This is a genomic window from Curtobacterium phyllosphaerae (assembly GCF_049341865.1).
In the GTDB taxonomy this organism is placed as follows: Bacteria; Actinomycetota; Actinomycetes; order Actinomycetales; family Microbacteriaceae; genus Curtobacterium; species Curtobacterium phyllosphaerae.
In genome coordinates, this window is record NZ_JBMPIU010000001.1 from 472906 (window position 1) to 497385 (window position 24480).

Genomic DNA, 24480 nt, shown 5'->3' on the forward strand with positions numbered 1-24480 from the left:
GCGGGCGAGTGCGACTCGGCTGGTGGCTTGAGGAAGTGCCGCCGGGAGGGGGCTGCGTCGACAACTCAGGGATGCGCCGCGACAGCGGGTGCTCGGACGTCGGGACGGCGTCGTCGTCCTGGATCGCGCCGACAGCCTCAGTAGTTGTTGAACGCCTGGGAGTGCGCCCATGCTGCGCAGGGGGTCCCGTACGCGGCGCGGATGTACCGCAGTCCCCACGCGACCTGCGTCGACGCGTTGGTCTGCCAGTCGGCAGCGATCGTGCCCATCTTCGAGCCGGGCAGGGACTGCGGGATCCCGTAGGCGCCCGAGCTCCCGTTCGACGCCCGGTAGTTCCAGCCCGACTCCTTCGTCCAGAGCGAGTTCAGACACGCGAACTGCGAGGCGCCCCAGCCGTACTGCGTCGCCGCCATCGACGCTGCAGTCGCCTTCGCACCGGACGGGGTGTTCGCGGCGGCCTGGGCCTCGGCAGCGGCCTGTGCCTGCGCGGCAGCTGCGGCGGCTGCGGCGGCAGCAACTGCCGCGTCGGCCTCGGACTTCGCGTCGATCGCGGACTGTTCCTGAACCTCCGTCGAACTCGTCACGGTCTCCGAGATCTGCTGCTGGAGCTGCACGGCCCCGAGCGAGTGGTAGTCCGACAGTGCGGCGATGTCTCGCTCGAGGTCGCTCGTGTCGGTCGAGGCGTTGGCGGTGTCGAGGACGGTGCGGGCCGTCGACATCGTGGCTGCGGCCTGCGCCTTCGCGAGGTCACGCTGACTCATCACGGACTGCGTCGCGGCAGGCACGCCGATTGGGTCTCCGACGCCGAACGCCTCGCCGACACCGCGCTGCGTCGTGACGGCGAGCACGCCGCCGGCGACGATCGTCACCGCGACGACGCCTGCGCCGATCTTCCGACGACGAACGGTACGGCGACGACGACGTGCCGCACGCCGGGTTGGAGGCGCAGGAACGGGGGTCGGTCGAGCTGCGTCGACAGCCGGGAGGGTGTCGGGGGAGGTGATGGTGTTCTCGTGGAGTTCTGTCACAGCGATCCGTGTCTGGGCCGACGTTCCGGGTCCCGGTGCCGCGGGCAGTCGCACACCTGCTCGCCGGCCAACGGGCTCGACAGCAGCGATGCGACCCGGATGTCGGGTGTGGCGAGCGGTGGTGTGGACCCGCTCGTCCGCCGGTCGTCGCCGGGACGTCGTCCTCGCTGGACCCACTTCGGGAGCGGGTTCCGCAGGAGGACGGCGTCGATTGATCAGGACGATCCCGGTCCGGCTCCGGCGACGTGTCCCGGCTCCGGGGAACGTTCTCCGTGCGATTGCGAAGTGTCCTGAACACCCGGCGCGGGGCGAAGCCGACACCATCGCATCGAATGCTGGACGAGTCGTGCGCAGCACCTGGCAGAACCATCCGTCCACCCGAACAACCCGGCACTGCTGCAGACGCCGACGTCGGACGGCACGCGCCGCCCGTCGACGCCCGCGCCGGACTCAGACGCTCCGCGGATCCTCTTCCACCCGCGCGACCCGCTCGAGCGCCCCGAGCGCCCCGGCGATCGCGGCGATGTCCTCGTCGTCCAGGTCCGCGAGGAGCTCCGTCACCAGCCCAGCGCGCTCGGCCCGTGCCGACGACACCGCTCGGACCCCCGCCGGCGTGGCTCGCACCACGAACGCGCGGCCATCGGTCGGATCGTCCGCGCGCTGCACGAACCCTCGCGACTCGAGCTCGCCCAGCACCCGCGTGGTCGTCGGCTTCGTGATGACCTCGGCCCGCGCGAGGTCGCCGGGCCGGATCGGGCCGAGCCGGACGATCGAGGCCAACGCCGACACGAGGCCGTAGCTCAACTCTTCGCTGCTGTTCCGGGCACGGCGGTTGATGCGACCGACGGCGACCGCGAGCCGCGCCGCCACCACCTCGCGATCGACCGCTCGCTCGCTCTCGTCGATGGGGTTCTCGATCATGCTGCTCCGTCGGGTCGCGAACTCGTCGTCACCGCGATCGTAGCGGTCGGCCCGTTCGACTGACGACGGACCCTCGCGTGGACCGCCCGGCGGACGGAGGCCAGACCCACCGATCGGCGGACGGGAGGCCCACCCACCGACCCAGGCCGTCCCCAGCCCGTCGGACGGCCGGTCGGGCACCCGTCAGCGCTCGTCGCCGGGCAGCTGGTGGATGGCCTCGGTCGCGAGCTCGGCCGCGATCCCGTCCTTCGCCACGATGGCGTCCCGCAGGCGCCGGAAGTCCGTGATCATGGTGTCCCAGTCGACGATCGTGTCGAGGTTCGGCAGGCGGAGCCGGAACGCGAGACCGTCCATGGTGTCCTTGCACACGCGCTGGAGCGACGGGTTCCCGCACTCCTCGACGAACATCGCGAACACGGCGAGGGCGTCGGTGTTGACGGCCTTGACGTCGTGCGCTTCCATCTCGGCGACGTTCTTGTCGACCGCGGCGATGATCTTCTTGCGGGTCGGTTCGGTGAGCAACGGCACGGCCAGGCGCACGACGCCGCCGAAGAGCACCCCGAGGGTCTGCAGCGCCTCGACGACCTCGTGTTCGTTCGGCGTCGTGACACGGGTGTACCGGTTCGGGGCCATCTCGATGAGGCCGGCGCGCGCGAGCTGGCTGAGGGCCTCCCGGATCGGGGTGCGGGAGACGCCGAGCCAGGAGATGAGCTCGTCGTCGTTGAGGCGCTCGCCGGGCTCCAGGGTGCCGTCCATGATCGCCGAGTGGATCTTCTCCCGGACGGTGTCGCGGAGGAGCTGGTGCTCGGTGGGCTCGCTACGGGGGACGGGCATGATGTTCCTTCGGCTCAGGTTCTGCAGTCTGCCCCAATGTACCTGATATACGCCGGCGCGTTCATCGGTCCGAGCCCAGCGCGTCGTCGAGCAGACGGAGGGTCGCCGGGTCCTCGCCGGCGAACCACCGCGCGAGCACCGCGTCGAACGGCGCTCGTGCGCCGTCGCCAGCCCCGTCGCGCGCGCCGTCACCTGCGCTGTCGACTGCGCCGTCGTCGGCGGCTCGGGCGAACAGGGTCATCGACGAGCGCAGCTTCATCGCATCGATCCCGCCGAGCAGGGCTCCGACGTCCGCCGCGGGAGCGGTCCTCGCAGCGTCGACGGCCGTCCCGAGCCGTGGCCCGAGAACCGGGTGCCGGAGGTACGCACGAGCCTCCGCGAGGGACCCGATCGCGTACCGCGTCGCCATGGGACTCGTGCCGAGGCCACGGATCTGCGGGAACACGAACCACATCCAGTGCGACGTCTTCCGACCGGCCCGCAGCTCGGCGACCGCTCGGTCGTGGACACCGTCCTGCGCGAGGACGAACCGGCGGAGGTCGAACGGATCGAGGTCGGCGGGATCGTGGCCCGCGCGTTCTGCGTCGATCACGGGCGGGCGTGCCGGGCGATGCGGAGCGCCCAGGCGAGGAGGGGCAGCTGCAGGGGGAGCCGGAGGAGTGCGACGATCCGCAGCGGTCTCGGCGAGCGCGGGTTGTCGAGCAGGTCCCGCGCCATCTTCACGTTCGCGGGGAACACCGCGAGGAACAGTGCGGCGGCGGCGAGTCCTGCACGGCGCCGGGTCCGCGGCACGAGGAGTCCGGCCGCGATGGCGAGTTCCGCGACACCCGACGCGTACGTCGTGGTCCGGGCGGGCAGACCGCGTGGCACGATGCGCACGAACGTGCCGGGCCGGACCATGTGGAGCACCCCGGACGCACCCAGCAGGAGCGCGATGCGGCCGGCGATGGTGGAGGCGCGTCGAGCGCGTGCGGATCGTCCCATGCGTCCATCGTGGACCCCTCGCGTGCAGCGCGGTGCACCGCGGTCGGCCGGCGCCGTCCTGCGGACGGGACTCAGACGAGCGCGGTCGCCACGAGGTCGAGGAGGACGTGCGCAACCTCGGACTTGCTGCCGGACGCCTCGCGGACCAGCTCCCCGCCCGGGACGAGGACCTCGATCGCGTTCTCCTCGGCCTCGAACCCGGAGGTCCACCCGACGTGGTTGACGACGAGCATGTCGGCGGGCTTCCGCGCGATCTTGGCGCGTCCGAGTTCGAGACGGGCTGCTCGGTCCGGCTCGGTCTCGGCAGCGAACCCGACCACGAGCTGCCCAGGGCGTCGTGCGGCCACGAGCTCGGCGAGCACGTCGGGGTTCTTCACGAGCGTCAGAGTGATGCTGTCCCCGGCGGACTCCTTCTTGAGCTTGGCGTCGAGGACGTCGGCCGGCCGGTAGTCGGCGACGGCCGCCGTCATCACGAGCACGTCGGCGTCGTCGGCCAGTCGGTGCATCTCCGCCGCGAGCTCCGCTGCCGTGCCGACGGGGACCACCGTCGGGTCGATCGGCGCGTCCGTCTCGCGCAGTGCGGCCAACACGCCGGGTTCGATGTTCGCACTGACCACGGTCACCGTCGCCCCGCGGGCCGCAGCCTCGGCCGCGATCGCCAGTCCCTGACGGCCGCTCGACCGGTTCCCGACGAACCGCACCGGGTCGAACGGCTCGCGCGTGCCTCCGGCACTCACCACGATCCGGGTGCCGGAGAGGTCGCCGCGGCGGGCGTCCGGGCGGTCGGCGGACTGGAGGCGCGGGGCGGCGGTGCCCCGCGCCTCCAGTCCGTCGTCGGGGACCGACCGCGGTCCGGAGGCCGGACTGCCGGCGTCCAGGACCGCGAGCGCGGCCGCGACGATGTCGTCCGGTTCGGACATCCGGCCGATGCCGGAGTCGCCGCCCGTCAGAGGCCCGGTCTCGGGGCCGACGACGTGCACGCCGCGCGACCGGAGGGTCTCGATGTTCGCCCGCGTGGCCGGGTGCTCCCACATCTGCGGGTGCATCGCGGGGGCGATCACGAGGGGCGCGGTCGTCGCGAGGAGCGTCGTCCCGAGGAGGTCCGGAGCGAGTCCGTGCGCCATCCGGGCGATCGCGTCTGCGGTGGCGGGGGCGATCACGATGATGTCCGCCCGGCGGCCGAGCGCGACGTGGCGGACCTCGGCGACCTCCTCGAACACGCTCGTGGAGACGGGGTTGCGGCTGATCGCCTCGAGGGTGGGGAGGCCGACGAACCGCAGTGCGCCCTCGGTGGGGACGACGTGGACGTCGTGGCCGAGCCCGACGAACGCGCGGACGACGCCGACCGCCTTGTACGCCGCGATGCCACCGGTGATGCCGACGACGACGGTCCGGGCGAGAGTGCTTCGATCGGTCACGCCCCGACGCTACCAGCGGGGTCGTCCTGCGGCGGGGACGGGATCGCCGGGACGGGATCGCCGTGCCGGGACCGTGGGGACGGGACCGCGGGGACGGGATCGCCGCGACGGGATCGCCGCGACGGGATCGCCGGGATGGGACCGCCGCTGGGCACCCGCCCGCGCCGTGTGGCGGTGGCGGCTGGTGCCTGGCCCCGCGTGGTGGCGGCCGTGCCCGCTGCCGGGGTCGGGGCTGCTCTGCAGGACGCGCTGCGAGGATCGACCCATGTGCACCGTGATCGTCCGCGTCGCCCCGGGAACAGCATGGCCGGTGACGCTCCTCGCGCTTCGTGACGAGTCCCCGGAACGGCCCTGGGACCCGCCGGGCGCGTGGTGGCCGACGATGGGTCAGGAAGTCCGCGGCGTGCACGACCGGTCAGCCGGCGGGGCATGGCTCGCCGTGTCGGACCGGACGCGGTCACTCGCAGTCGTCCTGAACCGTTCGCCGGACGAGCCGGTGCCGGCGACGCCGACGACGCGCGGAACGCTGCCGCTCGACGCGGTCGTGTACGGCCGTGTGCCGGCCGGGACACCGACCGCGCGACCGTTCAACCTCGTGCACGCGGATGCGGAGGGGGTCCGCGTGACGTCGTGGGACGGGGTCGAGGTCCGGACGAGCGCCCTCGCGGCCGGGGTGCACATGATCGCGGAGACCGCTGCGGACGACCGTCGGGTGCCTCGGATCGGACGATGGCTCGACGCGTTCCGGGAGGGCAGTGCGCCCGCCGTCCCGCCGTCCGTCGACCCCGCGGAGGCGCTCGCTGGTGCTGCGTTCGGCGCGGGTCTCGGCGCCGCTGCTGCGGGAGGCGCGGGCGCGGGTCTCGGCGCCGCTGCCGGTGCCTGGGCTCCGTGGTTCCAGGTCCTCGACGCCAGCCGACGGCTCGACCCGACCGACCCGGAGGCCATCGTCCGCGACCACACCGGACCCGATGGACGCTTCACCACCCTGTCGGTCGTGTCGGCGGCGATCGGGACCGAGGGTGTCGTCCTGCGGCATTCGCGGCTCGATGCGCCCGCCGCGATCGACGGCGGGGTGCGCGTCGGTCATGCTTGACCCGTGACCATGTCGAAGGACGAGTTCCGCGCGCAGTTCCGTTCCACCGGAGGGCGCCTCGGGCTGGGGTACCCGCACGTCGGCGAGGAGCAGGCGGCGATGGTGGTCCACGACGACGTCATGCTGCAGGCCACCTACGAGGGGTGGCTCCGTGCGCAGTCCGACCAGGCGGCGCGGGGTGGGCCGGCCGGTCGGGACGCCGGGGCGGATCCGGGTCCTGCCGGTCCGGGAGCGTCGGCGCCGGTCGGCCCGTCGCGTGATGCCGACGGCGACCGCGGGTACGGGGCGTCGATCGAGGACCAGCCGCCGTACGGACAGGTTGCACCGGGGTCAGGCACGGTTCCTGGCGGGCCCCCGTACGGTCGCGTCGACCCCGGGTACGGCCCGACCGGCCCCGGGTACGGTCCGACGGGCCCCGGGTACGGTGCACCGACCGGCTCGGGGTGCGGCCCGTCGGGACGCTCGTCGCCGTCGGGAGCGCCCTACGGCGGCGGTCCGGGCGACGCCCTCTACCGAGGTGCGCCGGGAGGCCCGTACCAGGGGCGACGTGTCGTCGCCTCACCAGTGAGACCGTTCGTCGTCGCGATCATCGGCATCGCCGTCGGGTGGGTGTTCTGGGGACTCGGCGTCGGGCTGGGCATCTGGGCGTTGCAGGACGTGCTGGTCCTCCGGCGCGTGATCCCGAAGGGCGCGAAGGGATCGACGATGCTGTCGGCGGCGTTCGCCCTCGCGATCGTGTCGATCGTGTTCGGGGCCTTCGTCATCCTCCGACGTCTGCTCGGCCTCTCCTTCCGCTGAGGTCTCGGCGTCGGGCGGGGCAAGGTTCCTGCCGCGCCGATGCCGTGCCTCCCCGACGCCGTGCCTCCCCGGCGCCGGACGGTGTCGGCGGTGCAGGAAGTCACCGCCCCGGGGGTGGTCCGAGCCACCTCGGGGGCGCCAGCTTCCTGCCGGACCGACCCCGAGCCTCCCGTCCGGCGCAGTGCCTCCCGTTCGGCGCATGACCGTGTCGGCGATACAGGAAGTCACCGCCCCGGGGGTGGTCCGAGCCACCTCGGGGCGGCAGGTTCCTGCGGGACCGACCCCGTGCCTCCTGTCCGACGCGGTGCCGCCCGTTCCGCGCCGACTCTCCCGTCCGGCGCAGTGCGTCCCTTCCGGCGCATGACCGCGTCGGCATCGCAGGAAGTCACCGCCCCGGGGGCGGTCCGAGCCACCTCGGGGGCGCCAGCTTCCTGCCGGACCGACCCCCGTGCCTCCCGTTGTGCGCCGAGCTTCCGGCGCATGACCGCGTCGGCATCGCAGGAAGTCACCGCCCCGGGGGTGGTCCCGCCACCCCCGGGCGCCAGGTTCCTGCCGGACCGGCACCGCGCCTCCCGTCCGGTGCAACAGCCTCAGCAACCGCGCTGTCCGGAATACCCGACGCGTATCCGTTGTATGATCATGCAAACGCATCGATCTCGGAGGGCACATGTCCAGCGCATTCGGCAACATCGGCGGCGACGACGCAGCAGACCCAGCGGCTCGGCCCGTGTCCCGGCCGGCCGACGCCCCGCCGCCCGCACCGGTCCGCGTCGGTGCCGTGCAGCTCGGCCTCGACACGTTCGGCGATGTCACCGAGACCCTCGGCGGCGAGCGGCTCAGCCAGGCTCAGAGCATCAGGAACATCGTCGACCAGGCCGTGCTGGCAGATCAGGTCGGTCTCGACTTCATCGGCGTCGGCGAGCACCACCGAGCCGACTTCGCAGTCAGTGCGCCCGAGGTCGTCCTCGCCGCCATCGCCGCCCGCACCGAGCGGATCCACCTCGGCTCCGCCGTCACCGTCCTGAGTTCCGACGACCCCGTCCGGGTGTACGAACGGTTCGCGACCGTCGACGCGCTCTCGAACGGACGTGCTGAGGTCGTGCTCGGCCGAGGGTCGTTCACCGAGTCGTTCCCGCTCTTCGGCTACGACCTCGCCGACTACGAAGCCCTGTTCGAGGAGAAGGTCGAGCTCTTCGCAGAACTCCTCAAGGAGGGGCCGGTGACCTGGTCGGGGACCAAGCGCGCCTCGTTGACGGATCAGGACGTCTTCCCGAAGACCGAGGACGGCGCGATCCGGACCTGGGTGGGTGTCGGCGGTTCCCCGCAGTCGGTGATCCGTGCGGCGAGCTACGGCTTCCCGCTGTTCCTGGCGATCATCGGCGGGCAGCCCGCGCAGTTCGCACCGTTCTCCCGGCTGTACCGTCAGGCGCTCGACCAGTTCGAGCTCCCGCAGCAGCCGATCGCGATGCACTCGCCCGGCTTCGTCGCGGACACGGACGAGGAGGCCGCCGCGATCTACTTCCCGTACCACAAGGACGTCACGGACCGGTTGGGCCGCGAGCGAGGATGGCCGCCGTTCGACGAGTCGCAGTACCGGGCAGGCCTCAGCGCCGGTGGGGCCCTGTACGTCGGGTCGCCGGAGACCGTCGCACGGAAGATCGCCCGGAACATGCGGATCCTCGGCGTCTCACGGTTCGACATGCGGTACAGCACGGGCCGACTTCCGCACGACCACATGATGCGGTCGATCGAGCTGTTCGGGACCCGCGTCAAGCCCCTGGTCGAGGAGATGCTCGCTGCTCCGGTGCCAGCCGTCTGACGCGGGGTACGGCAGGGTCCCGAAATGGGGACACGGTCGTACCCGCCCTCTGGACCGGTGGCGGCGAAGGAACCACGAGGGCGTGCTGAGCCCTCCCGCGGGTGCCCTGGCCCGCTGTGACGCGGGATCCGGTACCCGATCCGGATCCCGCGTCCATCCGGGCGGGGGCTCCGGGCGCGGGTCGCGCTGGGGCGGGACGCCGAGCTGTGTCGGGGGTGTCTGTGGTGCTGCGGTGCTGTGGTGCTGCGGCTCTCTGCAGTTCCGGCGCTGTGGTGCTGACGCTGCGGAATCTCGGTCCGGACGGGAGGCGCGGCTTCGGCAACTCAGGAAGCCAGCGCTGCGGGGGTGACCGTCGCAGCTGCGCGCGTGCCGATGCCCTGACTGGCCGACCTGTCGGCGCGGTCGCGTCCGCCTCGTCGCGGTGGTCGGACGCCCCGGTGCCACGGTCCGGTCGGAGGCGCTGGCTCGGCAATTCAGGACGCCAGCGCTGTGGGGGTGGCTGGTGCGGCTGCGCACGTGCCGATGTCCTGACTGGCCGACCTGTGGGCGTGGTCGCGTCTGCGGCGTCGCGGTGGTCGGACGCTCGAATGCCTCGGTCCGGTCGGGAGGCGCGGGCTCGGCAATTCAGGACGCCAGCGCTGTCGTGGTGGCTGGTGCGGCTGCACGCGTGCCGATGTCCTGAATCACCGGCATGTCGGCGTGGGTACCGTCGGTGTCGTGGATCTCCTCAAGCGGACGGTGCCTCCTCGACGCGAGGAGCGGTTCCGTGGACACATCATGGGCATCGGCTCATCGAGCGGACTCCGCGCCGTCGTCGGCATGTGGCGGCATTCTCCGCTGGGAGCGTTCACCGACGTGTTCCTCGAACTGCCCGACGGGACCAGCCTGCTCCTCGCGCCGGATGAGCGAGTCGCCGAGTACGTCGGATCCACATACCGGTTCGACCGGGTGGAGGTCGTTCCGGTGGAAGCGCGGCGGGTCGGCGACCGTGTGGTGCTGGCCGCTGGGCCGCTCCAGCTCGAGGCGAGCATCGGGGCGATCACGCTGCTCGGTCGTCTCCTCAGGATCGTTCCGGATCGACTGGCTGTGCACCCGTCGTGGCTCAGGATGATCAACCCCATCGCTCGACTGCTCGTACCGGGCGCTGGGACGGCCGGCACGGCGGGGGGAGGCCGTCGTGAGTTCTACGGCGTGGTCGGATCACACGCCGTCACGGGGATCCATGGCACCTGGGAAGGGAAGGACATCGGTGACCTGCGCGCGGTCGATCCGCCGGTGCAGTTCGGGTTCGCTTCGATGCCGGCGCGGCCGCAGATCGTCGATGTCCAGACGACCATCCTGAGTTGACGTCTCCTCCCGGACCCGGACCCGGACCCGGACCCGGACCCGGGTCATATGTGACGCAAGATCTCGGTACGCGGGGATGCGCGGGGGCCTCTGGCGGGCGGGGTTCCTGAGTTGTCGGGTGGGCCTCCTGGGTGGGTGGCGGGTGTTGGTGGCGCAGGGTGCGTGTGCGGGGGGATGCGTGGTGGGGACGTTTGGCGGGCGGGGTTCCTGAGTCGCCGGGTGGGCCTCCTGGGCGGGGATGGGTGTTGGTGGCGCAGGACCCGGGTGCGCGGGGATGCCTGGTGGGGACCTTTGGCGGGGGGGGTCCTGAGTTGCCGGAGTGGGCCTCCTGGGTGCCGGGTGCGCGGGGATGCGTGGTGAGGGCCGTCAGCGCCGGGGGTTCCTGAACTGCCGGAGTGGGCCTCCTCGGTGGGTGCCGGGTGCCGGCTGCCGGGCGGAGAGTGCCGGGTGTTGGGTGGCGGCCGTTGGCGGCTCAGGATGAGGACGCGCGAGGGTGCGTGGTGGGGGACTCTGTGGCTGGGGTTTCCTGAACCGCCGGAGGGCACCTCCCGGCCGGGCGCGGGCACCCAGGGCGCGACCAGGCGCACCCAGGACACCCGGGGCGCCCCCCGGAACACGCCCCCGGCACCCCGAGATGCCCCGGACTGGCGACTCCGGGCGCCTCGCGGGAACGTCATCGATCGCCGGGAGTTCCCGGAGAACGCGCGCGAAGGACCGTGGCGCGGGGCAGGATCTGGTGTCAGACACGGCCCCGGGTCCTCCCGGCAGCAGGTCCGGCGACGACGACGGGGCTCGAGGAAGGAAGCATCATGACCGACACACACGTCGACGAACGGGCCGCGATCTCGGACATCGTGCACGGTGCCCACACCGCACTGCTGACGACCGTGAGCGAGAACGGCGAGCTGCACGCCCGCCCCCTCGCGGTCCAGGACAAGACGTTCCAGGGCACGCTGCGGTTCCTCGTCCAGGCCGACAGCGAGAAGGTCTCCGACATCGCGCGCAACCCGAACGTCAACGTGGCGATCGAGTCGCAGGGCGGGTACCTGTCCATCGCCGGGACTGCCGCGGTCACGCAGGACGAGTCCGTAATCGACGAGCTGTGGTCGCCCTTCGCCGAGGCCTGGTTCCCGGACGGGCGGCAGGACCCTTCGATCCGGCTCCTCACGGTGACGGGCGCCTCGGTCGAGTACTGGACGCAGGACTCCGGCCCGGTGGGCAGCCTGGTGCAGACGGTGAAGGCGGCGCTCACGCACTCGACGCCGGACGTCGGGAGTCACGGCACCGTCGAGCTCTGAGGTGCGTTGCGGGGACGTCGCCCTCCGCGGCCGACGTCCCCGCGGAGCCGGACGGCCCCGAGAGGCCTCCGGGAGGTCCCCGGGAGGCCCCCGGCCGAGGCGACCCCGCGAGGCCTCAACCCGGCGGCCCCGGAACGCCTCCGCGCCCACCCGGCGGCCCCGGAACGCCTCCGCGCCCGCCCGGCGGCACCCGCACGCCTCCGGCTCACCCGGCGGCACCCGCACGCCTCCGCGCCCCGGCGGCACCGGAAGGCCTCCGGCCTACGGCGGCCCCAGCAGCCAGAGCACCGCGATGCACACCGGCTGCCCGACGAGCGCCCCGGAGACCATGATCCACCGCGCCCAGGGCCTGCCGACGAGTTCCGGGCTCGCCATCAGCGGAGCCAGCGGCATCACCAGCCGCGGCGTCGACGCCATCGGGATCGACACCGCGAAGACGTACAGCGCGTACGCGGCCGAGAACACGAGGGGGACGAGTCCGAGCTTCCTCGTCGACGGGCGGCGCAGCCACACCACGTACCCGATCACCATCGCGATCACGAGCACGATGCCGCCGACGCCCAACCAGCGTCCGGCGTTCAGGAACCACGGCGTCATCGGGACGAAGTGGACGCGGCCGATGAACGCCACCCACCACGACATCTCCGTCGCGAGGTAGGCGTCCGAGCGTCCCGTCGCGTGCGAAGCGATCAACGGCCACGCGATCCCGGCCAACGTCATGACGACCCCGGACAGCACGACGAGGACCCGCTCGCGGACCGGGAACGTCCGCGGCAGTGTGCCGAGCAGGCGATGCGCCTCCGGGAGGGCTCGCCCGGAGGCCCCGAGGAGCCGGTGGGCCGCACTGCCGGACCCGGCGACCGCGGAGTGGTCCGGGGCAGCGCCCACGACGACGGGGCGGTCGTCCGGGACGGCTGCGACGGCCGGGGCGGCCGCAGCTCGAGCGTCGCGACGCGCGAGGACGAGCCGCACCACCGCGATGACCGCGAGCGTGAGCGGGATCGCCAGGGCTCCGGGGCGGGTGAATGCGGCGACGACCCCGAGCGCGGTCATCACCCCGTACCGTCGCCGTTGCATCGCGACGAGCGCCCCGAACACGAGCGCCAGGAACATGCTCTCGGCGTACCCGACCTGCAGCAGGAACGAGAGCGGTCCGACGCAGAAGAAGAACACGCCCCAGAGTGCCGCCGTCCGGCCGGCACGCTCCTCGACGAGCAGGTACATCAGGAAGGCTGCGACGAACCCCGCCAGCGTCGCGACGAGCGGCGCACCGACGGTGAACGGGATGCCGGTGGACGCGGTGAGTGCCCGGATGGTGAACGGGAACGCCGGCAGGAACGCCCATGCGTTCTGGAGCACGTGTCCTGCGGAGTCGACCGGGAGCGCAGAGGGGTACCCGTGGATCGAGATGTCCTCGTAGTACTGGCCGTCCCAGCTCGTCAGGAACGCGAGGAACCCGTGGTCGTTCCCACGGATGGCGTTCGCGGGCTGCGAGCGTCCGACCAGTGGGAACGCCGCAGCGAGCCAGAACAGCGACAACAGGCGTCCGGACACGAAGATCGTGAGGACCGATGCCCACGCCGGCAACGCGACGAGCGCGTCGACGATCCGGAGCCCGGGACGGGCGACCGCGGCAGCCGCGGCGTCGGCACCCCGACGAGCCGCGACGTCGCGCCGCGACTGGTCCGAGCGGCTCACCGGGCGTCCGGGTCGGCGTCGGATCGGGCACACGTCACGCGACAACAGTAGACGCGGTTCCTGGGATCCTGCGGCAGCGACCGACGGACGGGAGGCCCGACCTGCGTTCTGCAGACCGGAACCGGCCGGCCCGTGGCCGGGACCGTCGACGGGCAGCGCCCTAGCCTGGAGACACACCGACCAGGAGGACCACCGTGCCGAAGACCGCCATCGTCACCGAGAACGCACCGAAGCCCGCGGGCCCGTACAGCCAGGGCATCGTCGTGGCCGGGTTCGTGTACACGGCCGGCTTCGGCCCGCAGGACCCGGTCACGGGTGCCGTCGCGGACGACGTCGCCGGCCAGACCGCGCAGGTGCTCGCGAACATCGCCGCTGTCCTCGCGGAGCACGGCGCCACCCTCGACGACGTCGTGAAGTCGACGGTCCACCTCGAGCACTCCGATCGCGACTTCCCCGCGTTCAACGAGGAGTACGCCAAGCACTTCACCGCGCCGTACCCGGTCCGGACGACGGTGCAGTCGCACCTCGCGGGCATCCTCGTCGAGATCGACGTGGTCGCGGTCCTGCCGACGACCGACTGAGTCCGGCCGCGGTGGTCCGTGGGCGACCTGCCGCCCGCTCGTCGGGGGTCGTGCCCAGGAGCACATGCGCCCGGGATCGTCACATGTGCCCGGGAGCACATGTGCCCGGGATCGTCAGATGCGCCCGGGATCGTCACACGCGCCGGAGACCGGTCCCGGGGGTCGCACCGGTCAGTGATCCGTCGCGGAGCACCACGCGGCCCGCGACGAGCACGTCGTCGATCCCGACGGCCGGCCGCATCGGCGCCTCGTACGTCGAGGCCGCGGCGACGCGGTCCTGGTCGACGACGACGATGTCCGCGACCGCGCCCGGGCGGAGCACGCCGCGCTCGCCGAGCCGGAAGTGTCGGACGGCCGTCGTCGACAGGTGCTCCACCGCCTCCGACCAGGACAGCAGGCCCGGCCGGACGTGGTCGGCGAGGTAGGTCGCGAACGTCCCGTACGCCCGCGGATGCGGGTGCGACCCGACGAAGATGCCGTCCGACCCGGCCATGTGTCCGGGCATGCGGTACAGCGGTGCGAGCTCCGTGGCCGACCTCGGGTGCGGGACCCGCATGATCGCCGTGACCTGGAGCCGCGCCGCGATGAGCAGGTCGATGACGAACGACACGGGGTCGGTGCCCTCGGCGGTCGCGGCGTCGGTCACGGTGCTGCCCTGGTGCTGCCGGTAGCGGTCCGTCGGCACGTGCGAGAGCGTCATCGCGTCGGACCAGTCTGTGCCGAGGTCGGCCCGACCGAGGACCCGTTCGAGGATCGCCTCCTGGACGGTCGAGCAGCCCTCCGCGGAGCGCACCGCCCGGGCGAGCCCGTCGGTCCCCGGGGCCGCGAGCTCCGGCGGCAGGACGAGCATCGACAGGATCGTGCAGCCGCGTGAGTACGGGTACGCGTCGAACGTCAGCGGCGTCCCCGTCGCCGCGAGGTCCGCGAGGGTCCTCCGGGCGAGGTCGACCGGGGCGTGGAGGTGCGACACGTGCGCGCGGACGCCGGAACCGCGCACGATCGACGCCATCTCGTCGAGACCGGCGCGCACGTTCGACTCGTAGCCGCCGCGCATGTGGGAGACGTAGAGCGCGTCGACCGCGGCGACCTCGTGGCAGAGGTCGACGAGCTCGTCCGTGTCGGCGTGGAGGCCGGGGACGTAGTCGAGCCCGGTGGCGAGTCCGACCGCGCCGTCCACGAGACCCTGCCGCACGAGCGCGCGCATGGCGCCCCGCTGCACTCCGCTCGCCGGGCCGGGGGCGTCGCCGCAGACGAGCTGACGGACCGTGCCGGCGGGGACGAGGGTCGCGACGTTGACCGGGACGGTGCCGTCGTACGTCGCGAGGAGTCCGGCGATGCCGTCGCCCCGGTACGACGGGTGGGGTCCGTCGATCGCGGCGAAGTACTCGGCCGCGTAGCCGCCGTCACCCGGTGCGGGGGAGACGCCGTCCTGCCCGGTGACGATCGTCGTGACGCCCTGGCGGAGGAGCGCGAGCTGGACGTCCGCCTCGAACACCAGGGATCCGGCGTGCGAGTGCGCGTCGACGAAGCCGGGCATGAGCAGACGTCCTGCGCAGTCGACGACCTGCGCGGACGTCGGCGCGTCCACGGTCCCGGGCGGAGCGACCGCCGCGATACGTCCGCCGTCGACGACGACGTCGGTCCGGACCGGGTCGCCGTCCGCACCGATCACCGAGCCGCCGCGCAGCAGGATGCCGGGCGGGGCGGCGGGCCTCACAGCCCGGCCACCAGTCGTCGCGCCCGGTGCGCCAGGGCCGCCATGTCGCCGCTCGTCAGCGCGTCCCCGACGAGCGGCGATCCGAGGCCGACCGCGACCGCACCGGCTGCCAGGTAGTCCGCCGCGCTGTCGACGCCGATGCCGCCGGTCGGGATCACCTGGACGAAGTCGAGCGGGGCGAGCACCTGCCGGAGGTACGCGGGACCGCCGAGCGGGCCGATCGGGAACACCTTGACCGCCGTCGCACCGAGTCGCCAGGCGGTCAGGATCTCGGTCGGGGTCGCGGCACCCGGGTACCAGGCCATGCCGAGCTCGGCGGCGCGCACACCGATCACGGGGTCGAGATGCGGGCTGACCGCGAAGGTCGCGCCCGCAGCGGCGGCCTCCTCGAGCTGCGCGACGTCGAGCACTGTGCCGACCCCGACGGACGCCGTCGGGGAGCCTGCGCGACCGTACTCGGAGGCGGCCCAAAGGATGCCGTCCTGCCACCCCGGGGTGTTCGTCGTGATCTCGATGCCGAGGACGCCCGCCGTCACCAGCGTCCGGGTCGCGGCGACGACGTGGTCGCCGGTGCCGCCACGGAGGATCGCGATGGTCCGTCCGCCGGTGTGCGGCAGCCGGGGCGCTCCGGTCCGGGAACGGTCTCTCGCGGCATCGGGGCTGGAGCTGGTCATGGTGCTGTCCCTTCGACGAGTTCGGTCACCGGTCGACCCGGTCGTGGACGACCGAGCCGGGTCCCCGCTCGATCGGTCGTCCACCGGGGAGGTCGGCCGGGCCCGGCTGGGCATCGGTGCGGTCGGCCGTGCTGGGCACGCGGCGAGGCTCCGCAGGCTCGGCGGCGATCTCGTCGGCGTCCGGCAGCGAGTGCCAGTCCCCGTCGACGGTGCAGGCCAGCGCTCCGGCCTCGGCGGCGAGGTCCAGGGCGCGCGCAGGAGGGTCCGCTCGCAGCCGGGCAGCGAGGTACGCGGCGACGAACGCGTCGCCCGCGCCGACCGGGTCCACGACGTGCACCGGAGTCGCGGCACGGTGCAGGACCTCGCCGTCGACCGCCACGACGGCGCCGCGGGACCCCATCTTGACGACGGCGTGGCCCGACGCGAGATCCGCGAGGCGGAGCGCGAGATCGGGCTCGTCGTCGTCGCGGTGCGGCAGGTCGAGCACGAGCCGCGCCTCGTCGTCGCCGGCGAACACGATCGACGAGCGGCGGGCGACGGTCCGGTACCGCTCACGACCGGCCGCGTCCGCGATGAGCTTCGGGCGGTGGTTGACGTCGAAGGAGACCGGGACGCCGGACCCTTCGGCGCGGTCGAGTGCTGCGTGCACGGTGTCCCGCGCGGTGTCCGACAGTGCGAGCGTGATGCCGGTGAGGTGCAGCAGCGCGGCGCGTTCGACGAGTCCGTCGGGCAGGTCGGCCGGCTCGAGGGCCGAACCCGCGCTGCCGCGTCGGTGGTACGTGACGCGGGTCCGGCCGTCCGGCAGCCGTTCCTTCATCATGAGCCCGGTCGATCGGTCCGTGTCTGTGATGGCCACCGTGGTGACCCCGGCCCTCCGGACGTCGCGCAGCACCCGGTCGCCGGCGGGATCGGCGCCGACCCGGCCGACCCACGTCACGGGGACGTGCAGGCGTGCCAGACCGATCGCGGTGTTGCTCTCGGCCCCGCCCGTGTCGACCCGCATCGCGCCGAGGTCGGCGACGGTCCCCGTGCCGCGTCCGACGAGCAGGAGCATCGTCTCGCCGAACGTCACGACACCGCCGTCGGTGATGCCGCCGGCACGCGCGGCCCGACCGGAGGCCTCCCCGATCATCGGGCGTTCCGCGCGAGGAGCAGCCGCGCCGCGTCCGACCCGAGCGCGACCGAGATCTCGAGCGCCATCCGGACGACGTCGTCGCCGAGCACCCGGACCGCACCCGCTGGCAGCCGCGACGCGAGGCCCGAGATGCTCATCGCCCCGACCACCTGGTTCGCGTGCCCCGTGATCGCCGCGCCGACGCACCGGATGTCCGGTTCGTTCTCGCGGTCGTCGATGCCGTACCCGCGCTCCGCGGTCCGCTCGATCTCGCGCCGCCAGCGCTCGTCGTCGGTGATCGTGCCGATCGCGGGTGCGGGCGTGGGTGCCGCGAGGACCCGGCCGAGCAGCTCCGGGTCGCCGAACGCGACGATGGCCTTGCCGCTCGCGGTGTTCCGCATCGGCAGACGGTTCCCGACCCGGGAGGCCATCCGCACCGTGCCCCGCGTCTCCACCTTGTCGACGTAGACGATGTCCGTGCCGTCCGGGACCACGAGGTGACAGGTGAGGCCGGTGTCCTCGGCCGCGCGGCGGAGGAACGGTGCCGCCACCGAGCGGAGGTCGATGCCCTCGAGGTACGACTGCCCGAGCAGCAGCGATCCGAGTCCGAGGGTGAACCCGCCCTCGACACTCCGGCGGAGCAGGTCGTTCTCGAGCATCGGGGCGGTCAGCCGCAGCACCGTCGACTTGCTCGTGCCGAGCGTCGCCGCGATCGTGGTGAGGCTCGTGGCCGGGGCCCCGTTCCGCGTCGCGTCGGCGATCAGGTCGAGGATCCGCAACCCGCGCCGCAGTGACAGCGCGGCGTTCCTCGGGGAGCCGCGCCGTTCCTCCAGGCCGTCGGCTCCGGTCGGCCCGTCGGCTGGGGTCATCTGCGGCGTGACCATCAGAACCACGTGCCGATCGTCTCGACGACGACGTCGGCATCGTCGACGAGGTGGATCGACCGCCACTTGTCGAACGCGGTGCACGGGTGCGAGACGCCGAGGACGACGACGTCTCCCGGGACGACCTCGGTCCCGTCCGAGACGGCCAGGTACGCGTGCTGGTCGTCCATCCGCGTGACGGTCAGCGCACCGGGCGGCAGGTCGGCCGGCACGGACGAGGGCGTCCCGCGGGGGAGGAGCCGACGGACGACCGGGAGTCCCTCGTCGAACGGGGCGTCCCGCTTGCCGACCGCGACGAGGGCGAGGCCGGGTTCCGGCACCGACGTGACACGGCCCCAGATCTCGATCGCGGCTCGCAGCGACCCCTGCTCGGGGATGCGGTGGAACGGGGTCTTGTGCTCGTAGGCTCCGTCGTCGTGCGTGAGGTACGCGCCGGAGCGCAGGACGACGTCAAGGTCGGTCGGCCGGTCTGCGAGCGCGTCGACGACGGCGTCGAAGTACGCGCTGCCGCCCATGCTGAGGATCATGCGACCGGGCTCGCCGGGCTCGTGCGCGTCGTCGGACTCGCCGGGCTCGTGCGCGTTGTCGGGCTCGCCGGGCCTGACGAGGCCGGCGCCCCGGATCACCCGTGCCACCCCGAGCACCCCGGCGACGTAGGCGTGGGCCGCCTCGACCGTGGGGAGTCCTCCCTCGTACCCGGAGACGCCGCGGAGGACCACTCCAGGAGCGGCGGCCGCGGCTCGGGCGACGTCGAGGGCGGCATCGGCGGACCGCACCCCGGTCCGGCCGCCGGAGAACCCGATCTCCACGAGCACGTGCACGGACCCGGCCACGGCGGTCGCGGCGGCGGACGCGGCGGCGACCCCGGCGACCGAGTCGACGTAGCTCAGGAAGTCCCCGTCCGGCCGCGACCCCAGCCACGCGAGGCCGGCGGGGTCGAGCACCTCGTTCGCGACGAGGACGTGCCGGATCCCGTGCTCGGCCGCGACCATGGCCTGCTGCACCGACGCGACCGTGACGCCCCATGCGCCGGCATCGATCTGACGGGCAGCGAGCGCGGGTGCCATGTGCGTCTTCATGTGCGGGGCGAACACGAGGCCGTGCCGGTCGACGAACGCCTGCATCACCGCGATGTTCGATGCGAGGGCGGACTCCCGGAGGGTCATCACGGGCAGGTGTGCGCCGGGACCGAGGACATGGTGCGGACCGGCTTCGACCGGCGACCAGGCGCCCTTCGCTGCGACGGTCGCGGGGCCGGGTGCTGGGCTCGTCGCGGTCGCGGTCGCGTGCCCGGTCGCGGTTTCGGTCGCGGTGGCGCGGTCGTCGGGCATGGGGCCTCCTCGTCCTGGCCGGTGTCGTCCACCGTTGCCGACCGTCCGGTCATCGCACAACGACTCCGCCCCCGCCATTCTGCAACGCAGAACGGTGTGCGGGGCTGATGTCGGCGGTTCAGGAAACCGGTCCCGCGCGGCCGGGCCGGGCCGCCGGCGTGCACCGGGTTCCTGCGTTCCCGACGGGGCAGGGCGGGACGGGGCACTCGGCCGGGGACGGGACGAGGAACGGACGGCGCGGAGTCGGAACGAGCAGACGGCGACGCGGCAAGACCGGAACAGTCGGGCAGGCCCCGGACCGGAGGGCCCCCTCAGCGACCGTCCCGGCCCGCGACCGACGCCCACACCCCGGCCACCACGCAGAGCACGACGACCATCGCCACCACCCCACCCCACCCGAGCCCGACGAACGCGACACCGCCGAGGAACCCGAAGAGGCTCGACCCGGCGTAGTACCAGAAGTTGTAGAGCGACGTGGACTGCGCACGGTCGGCCGTCGCCCGAGCCCCTGCCCATCCCGATGCGATCGAGTGCGCACCGAAGAACCCCGCCGTCATGACGACGAGGCCGACCACGACGAAGACGAGCGATCCGGAGAGCGTCACGACCGCCCCCACCATCATCACCGCGGTCGACGCCAGCATGATGCGTCTCCGCCCGAGCCGGTCGGCGAGCCCGCCCGCCGTCCGCGAGGACACCGTCCCCGCGAGGTACGCCAGGAACAGCAGGCTCGCGAGTGCGGTCGGCAGCGCGAACGGTGGGGCCTCGAGTCGGAACGTCAGGTAGTTGTACATCGCGACGAACCCGCCCATCAGCAGGAACCCCTGTCCGTAGAGGACGAGGAGCCGCGCGTTCCTGAGGTGCCGACCCATGGCAGCGGCCACGGACCGCACCGACACCGATCGGCGGCGGAACCCCCGCGGCACCGGCGTGGCGACGAAGAAGACGACGGCGGCGACCCCGGCCAGGACCGCGACCGAGAACGTGCCGACCCGCCACCCGGCGACGTCGGCCACCGGCCCCGCGACGAGTCGGCCGAGCAGCCCGCCGATCGTCGTCCCGGACACGTAGGTCCCCGCGGCGAGCGCTGCGTGCCGCGGACGGATCTCCTCGCCGAGGTACGTCACGGCGATCGCAGGGATGCCGCCGAGCGCGACCCCTTCGAGCACCCGGACGGCGATGAGCACGGGGAACGTCGGACTCCACGGCATGACGAGTCCGAACACGGTCGCGGCGATCAGCGCGATGCGCATCGCGCGGACCCGTCCGATCCGGTCGGCGACGAGCGACCAGGGCAGGACGGCGAGCGCGAGACCGATCGTCGCCGCCGAGATCAGGAGGCCCGACCGCGACGGGTCGACCCGCAGGTCCCGGGCGAGCGTCGGCAGGATGCCCTGTGGCGCGTACAACTGCGCGAACGTCGCGATGCCCGCGCCGAGGAGTGCCACGAGGATCCGCCGGTACTCCCGGCTCCCGCGGTCGTGGCCGTCCCAGTCGCGTGCAGCGTTGCGTTCCCAGGACGCGCGATCCGGACGGTCGGGAGGCACGGCCCGCCCGGATCCGTCGTCCTCCGTCCGGCGCGCACTCACCTCCGCCACGGTACCCGTTCGGTCCCGCAGGAGGGGGCGTCCGTCCGGGCAGGGACCGGTCCCCGGGCGAGGCGCCGTCCTGCGTTGCGACCGGCACCGCGGCGGGAGGTGTTCGGGCACGGTCCCCGGCGCGCGGCGGATCAGGAACCGGGCACGGTGCGCGGCACGACGGGCACCCGGGGGAGGCGCCGTCCTGAGTTGCCGACCGGTGCGGGCGCGCGGCGGATCAGGAAGCGGGGGCGGGAGGTGGCCGCGGGTGTCCCGCACGCGAGGTCGGGTCCTGCACCGACGGCGGGCTGGGCCAGCGGGACCGACGCGAGCCGTGCCTCCCGTCCGGACTGGACTAGCGTTCGTCGTGACATGAGCAGCCTCACGGAGCAGCGACGACGGATCGGACGGGGGACGGCCGTGGCCGTCCTCGTCGCAGGCACCTACTTCATGGAGCTGCTCGACGGCACCATCGTGGCGACGGCGGCACCGGCGATGGGCCGTGACCTCGGCGTCGACTCGGCAGCGATCGGTGTCGCAATCACCGCCTACCTCGTCACGCTCGCCGTCCTCATCCCGGTGAGCGGGTGGCTCACCGACAGGATCGGTTCACGGACCGTGTTCGTCGCCGCGATCGTCGTGTTCACGGTCGCGTCCGGGCTCTGCGCCGCCTCGGGATCGCTCGTCGAGCTGACGGGTTGGCGGATCCTGCAGGGTGTCGGCGGAGCGCTCATGGTGCCGGTCGGGCGGCTCGTCGTGCTCCGGAGCGCCGGGCGGGCGAACCTCGTGACGGCGATCGCGATCCTCACCTGGCCGGCACTCGCCGCACCCATCGTGGCGCCGTTCGTCGGCGGCGTCCTCGTCGACACCCTGTCCTGGCACTGGATCTTCCTGATCAACATCCCGCTCGGGGTCGTCGCCGTCGTCGCGGCGTGGCTCCTGGTGCCGCAGGAACGATCGCCGGAGCGGATCCCGTTCGACTGGTTCGGGTCGCTGCTCGCGTGCGTCGGTCTCGGCGCGCTCGTGGTGACGGCCTCGTTGCTCTCCCTCGACCGCGTCCCGGTCCTGCCGGCGATCGTCGCTGGCGTCGTCGGCGCGGTCTGTTGCTGGCTCGCGGTCCGGCACTTCCGTCGCGCCGAACACCCGATCCTCGGGTTGTCGTCGTTCCGGCTCGAGACCTTCCGGGTGTCCCACGCCGGTGGGTCGCTCTTCCGGCTCGCGGTGAACGGCGTGCCGTTCGTGCTGCCCCTGTTGTTCCAGGACGCGTGGGGGTGGTCGGCTGTGCAGGCAGGATCGGCCGTGCTGTTCGTGTTCGTCGGGAACCTCGGCATCAAGCCCGCGACGACGCCGTTCCTCCGGATGTTCGGCTACCGGTCGGTGATCATCGTCTCGAGCGGTGTCGCGGCGATCTCGGTCGCGCTCATGGCCCTGCTCACCCCGGCGACGCCGTTCTGGCTCATCGCAGTGCTGCTCGTCGTGTCGGGTGCGGCACGGTCGGTCGGCTTCACCGCCTACAACACGATCGCGTTCGCCGACGTCGAGCAGACCGACATGACGCCGGCGAACACACTGTCGTCGACGTTGCAGCAGACCGCCGCGGGGTTCGGGGTGGCGGTCGCGGCGGTCGTGCTGCGGGCGGCGGCACCGTTGGGCGGGGGCGACGACGGGGGGACGAACTCGGCGCCGTACGCGGTGACCTTCGTGGTCGTCGCGCTGCTGCTCGTCGTGGCCTGCGTGGAGGGGTTCCTGCTCAGCCCGTCAGCAGGGGACGGCGTCCGTCCGGTGCGGAGGCGGGTGCGGGACGCTGCCGTGGCGGATGCAGGCACCGAGGCGGGGTGAGCGGACGAGTGCTCAGCCGCGACGGCGCCGGGCGTCGTCAGGCAGCGACGTCACGACACGACGTTGCCGCGTTCGGACGACTTGGACCGCAGCAGCGCGAGAGGTCGTGGTCACGCCGCACGGTGTGAACGACAGCGTCGCGCACGACGCTGCTCGCCATCGCCCATGCCGTCACCGTCGTCCCAGCCGTCACCGTCGTCCTGACCGTCACCGAGGGCGGGACGCCGGACGCTACTTGGCGTCGGTGTCGCCCTGGACGCTCTGCGGGAGGTCGTCGTCGGCACTCGTCGTTCGCGCGTCACCCTCTTGCTCGTGGACGACGTCGGCGTCAGGCCGCTCGGTGTCGGGCTGTTCGGGCGCTTCGGACTGCGTGGTCTCTTCTGCCGGATCCGGCTGGCTGTAGCTCATGCCCCGAACGCTAGCCGTCACTCACCCAGCGCGCCCCGATTCACGGTGGCGGTCCAGCCGCGACCTCCCGCTGGCGGCCAGCCGCGGCCTCCCGTGTCCCACACGGACGCGATGTCCCACCCACGGCGACGGGTCACCGGCTCGACGTGCTCCGTCGTTCCCCGGACGGCACACCGCGGTGTCCGGACCACCCGATACAGTCTCAGGGTCCGCTTGTGCGCCGGGGGTACCGTGTCGAGCGGCATCGGGGCCGTGCGCACGATGCGTGCCCGTCCGTGCAGCCGGACGGTGACCCAGCCCGGGCCGGACGGCCCAGAACAGCAGGAGCGAGGCGACATGCGGGACGGCGTTGATCCGGGGTTGCGTGTGGTGAGCTACAACCTCCGGGAGCACACCGCGAACAGCGAGCTGGCCGGCCTGGCCGAGGACAGTCGCGCGGATGTGCTCTGCGTGCAGGAGTGCGACAGCAACGACCTCGCGGAGAGCGTCGGCGGACTGACCCTGGCCGCCTCGACCAAGACGAACCGCCTGGGGCTCGCGATCTACGTGCGGAGCGACCGCTTCCGGGTCCGTGACTTCACCATCCACTCCCTTCGCAAGTCGTTGCACGACCGCGTGCTCGCCCCAGCGCACGAACGGCTGATCGCCATGCACCTCGACGACCTCGAGCACGGAACCGAAGTCATCGTCGCCTCGTTCCACGCCTCCCCGCTCACGGCGACGAACAGTCTCCGTCGCAAGCAGATCGAGGCGGCGCACCAGTTCGTCCGCGACCTCTCGAGTGAGGCCCCGGCGATCATGGTCGGCGACTTCAACTACCCGTGGTTCCAGTCGAACCTCCGGAAGAAGATCGAGGAGCACGGCTTCGCGCTCTCGCTGAGCGACCAGCCGACCTACCTCCGATACCGCCGGTTCACCGGGCACTTCGACTTCGCGACGAGCGTCGGGCTGCACATCCAGGGTGTGGAGACACTCCCCGCGGGCATCTCCGACCACCGCCCCATCCTCGTCACGGCGAACTACGGATCGTCGGCGTCGTCCGCCGGTGAGCAGGCCGAGCCCGCCGCCTGACGTCGCGGATGCTCCTGGCCTGCGGCGTCGGCCTCGGGCCCGCAGC

At 72.8% G+C, this 24480-nt stretch carries 22 protein-coding genes; 8 read left to right on the forward strand and 14 right to left on the reverse strand.

What is annotated here, in order from left to right:
- Window positions 1–137: 137 nt before the first annotated feature.
- From ACO0E0_RS02170 to ACO0E0_RS02195, 6 genes are all read right to left on the reverse strand, one after another.
- Window positions 138–869: an aggregation-promoting factor C-terminal-like domain-containing protein gene (locus tag ACO0E0_RS02170; RefSeq protein ID WP_422869756.1), complete on the reverse strand. Its 732-nt coding sequence runs from the start codon at window positions 867–869 to the stop codon at window positions 138–140.
- Window positions 870–1478: 609 nt separating this feature from the next.
- Window positions 1479–1949, reverse strand: a complete 471-nt coding sequence (locus ACO0E0_RS02175) for a MarR family transcriptional regulator (protein ID WP_422869757.1) — start codon at window positions 1947–1949, stop codon at window positions 1479–1481.
- Between the two features lie 183 nt (window positions 1950–2132).
- A complete protein-coding gene (locus ACO0E0_RS02180; RefSeq protein ID WP_422869758.1) occupies window positions 2133–2783 on the reverse strand; it encodes a GntR family transcriptional regulator in 651 nt (216 codons plus the stop codon).
- 61 nt (window positions 2784–2844) lie between these two features.
- Window positions 2845–3375: a DUF1810 domain-containing protein gene (locus tag ACO0E0_RS02185; protein WP_422869759.1), complete on the reverse strand. Its 531-nt coding sequence runs from the start codon at window positions 3373–3375 to the stop codon at window positions 2845–2847.
- A complete protein-coding gene (locus tag ACO0E0_RS02190) occupies window positions 3372–3767 on the reverse strand; it encodes a DoxX family protein (protein WP_422869760.1) in 396 nt (131 codons plus the stop codon). The genes ACO0E0_RS02185 and ACO0E0_RS02190 overlap by 4 nt, the downstream gene beginning before the upstream one ends.
- Before the next feature lie 71 nt (window positions 3768–3838).
- Window positions 3839–5185, reverse strand: coding sequence for a bifunctional phosphopantothenoylcysteine decarboxylase/phosphopantothenate synthase (locus ACO0E0_RS02195; protein ID WP_422869761.1), 1347 nt, complete (start codon window positions 5183–5185; stop codon window positions 3839–3841).
- A 265-nt stretch (window positions 5186–5450) separates the two neighbouring features.
- Between ACO0E0_RS02195 and ACO0E0_RS02200 the strand changes: the two genes are divergently transcribed.
- The 5 genes from ACO0E0_RS02200 to ACO0E0_RS02220 all read left to right on the forward strand — a co-directional run bounded on the left by ACO0E0_RS02200 (window position 5451) and on the right by ACO0E0_RS02220 (window position 11540).
- Window positions 5451–6278 carry an NRDE family protein gene (locus ACO0E0_RS02200; protein ID WP_422869762.1) on the forward strand — a complete coding sequence of 276 codons (828 nt, stop codon included), beginning with the start codon at window positions 5451–5453 and terminating at the stop codon, window positions 6276–6278.
- A 3-nt stretch (window positions 6279–6281) separates the two neighbouring features.
- Window positions 6282–7076, forward strand: a complete 795-nt coding sequence (locus ACO0E0_RS02205; RefSeq protein ID WP_422869763.1) for a hypothetical protein — start codon at window positions 6282–6284, stop codon at window positions 7074–7076.
- A gap of 667 nt (window positions 7077–7743) precedes the next feature.
- Entirely contained in the window at window positions 7744–8895 is a 1152-nt protein-coding gene (locus ACO0E0_RS02210; RefSeq protein WP_422869764.1) for an LLM class flavin-dependent oxidoreductase, read from the forward strand.
- Between the two features lie 855 nt (window positions 8896–9750).
- Complete coding sequence (locus tag ACO0E0_RS02215; RefSeq protein ID WP_422869765.1) at window positions 9751–10242, forward strand: hypothetical protein; 492 nt, start codon at window positions 9751–9753, stop codon at window positions 10240–10242.
- Window positions 10243–11051: 809 nt separating this feature from the next.
- Window positions 11052–11540 (forward strand): pyridoxamine 5'-phosphate oxidase family protein, encoded by a 489-nt coding sequence (locus tag ACO0E0_RS02220; RefSeq protein ID WP_422869766.1) that lies wholly within the window; start codon window positions 11052–11054, stop codon window positions 11538–11540.
- Window positions 11541–11801: 261 nt separating this feature from the next.
- On the opposite strand, the gene ACO0E0_RS02225 is transcribed toward ACO0E0_RS02220, so the two are convergent.
- Window positions 11802–13238 carry a glycosyltransferase family protein gene (locus tag ACO0E0_RS02225; protein ID WP_422869767.1) on the reverse strand — a complete coding sequence of 479 codons (1437 nt, stop codon included), beginning with the start codon at window positions 13236–13238 and terminating at the stop codon, window positions 11802–11804.
- A gap of 194 nt (window positions 13239–13432) precedes the next feature.
- Between ACO0E0_RS02225 and ACO0E0_RS02230 the strand changes: the two genes are divergently transcribed.
- Window positions 13433–13819 (forward strand): RidA family protein, encoded by a 387-nt coding sequence (locus ACO0E0_RS02230; protein ID WP_422869768.1) that lies wholly within the window; start codon window positions 13433–13435, stop codon window positions 13817–13819.
- A 133-nt stretch (window positions 13820–13952) separates the two neighbouring features.
- Here ACO0E0_RS02230 and ACO0E0_RS02235 read toward each other — a convergent pair whose 3' ends face one another.
- From ACO0E0_RS02235 to ACO0E0_RS02260, 6 genes are all read right to left on the reverse strand, one after another.
- Entirely contained in the window at window positions 13953–15536 is a 1584-nt protein-coding gene (locus ACO0E0_RS02235; protein WP_422869769.1) for an N-acyl-D-amino-acid deacylase family protein, read from the reverse strand.
- A complete protein-coding gene (locus tag ACO0E0_RS02240; protein WP_422869770.1) occupies window positions 15533–16210 on the reverse strand; it encodes a bifunctional 4-hydroxy-2-oxoglutarate aldolase/2-dehydro-3-deoxy-phosphogluconate aldolase in 678 nt (225 codons plus the stop codon). Before ACO0E0_RS02240 ends, ACO0E0_RS02235 begins: the two co-directional genes overlap by 4 nt.
- 25 nt (window positions 16211–16235) lie before the next feature.
- Window positions 16236–17342 carry a sugar kinase gene (locus ACO0E0_RS02245; protein ID WP_422869771.1) on the reverse strand — a complete coding sequence of 369 codons (1107 nt, stop codon included), beginning with the start codon at window positions 17340–17342 and terminating at the stop codon, window positions 16236–16238.
- Window positions 17339–18193, reverse strand: a complete 855-nt coding sequence (locus ACO0E0_RS02250; protein ID WP_422869772.1) for an IclR family transcriptional regulator — start codon at window positions 18191–18193, stop codon at window positions 17339–17341. Before ACO0E0_RS02250 ends, ACO0E0_RS02245 begins: the two co-directional genes overlap by 4 nt.
- Window positions 18194–18207: 14 nt before the next feature.
- A complete protein-coding gene (locus ACO0E0_RS02255; protein ID WP_422869773.1) occupies window positions 18208–19539 on the reverse strand; it encodes an alanine racemase in 1332 nt (443 codons plus the stop codon).
- Between the two features lie 311 nt (window positions 19540–19850).
- Window positions 19851–21086 carry an MFS transporter gene (locus ACO0E0_RS02260; protein WP_422869774.1) on the reverse strand — a complete coding sequence of 412 codons (1236 nt, stop codon included), beginning with the start codon at window positions 21084–21086 and terminating at the stop codon, window positions 19851–19853.
- Between the two features lie 402 nt (window positions 21087–21488).
- Here ACO0E0_RS02260 and ACO0E0_RS02265 point away from each other — a divergent pair, with 402 nt between their 5' ends.
- Window positions 21489–22955, forward strand: a complete 1467-nt coding sequence (locus ACO0E0_RS02265; protein ID WP_422869775.1) for an MFS transporter — start codon at window positions 21489–21491, stop codon at window positions 22953–22955.
- Between the two features lie 231 nt (window positions 22956–23186).
- Here the strand turns inward: ACO0E0_RS02265 and ACO0E0_RS02270 are convergent, their stop codons facing one another.
- Window positions 23187–23363 (reverse strand): hypothetical protein, encoded by a 177-nt coding sequence (locus tag ACO0E0_RS02270; protein WP_422869776.1) that lies wholly within the window; start codon window positions 23361–23363, stop codon window positions 23187–23189.
- 360 nt (window positions 23364–23723) lie between these two features.
- Between ACO0E0_RS02270 and ACO0E0_RS02275 the strand changes: the two genes are divergently transcribed.
- Window positions 23724–24434: an endonuclease/exonuclease/phosphatase family protein gene (locus ACO0E0_RS02275; RefSeq protein WP_422869938.1), complete on the forward strand. Its 711-nt coding sequence runs from the start codon at window positions 23724–23726 to the stop codon at window positions 24432–24434.
- Window positions 24435–24480 lie beyond the last annotated feature (46 nt).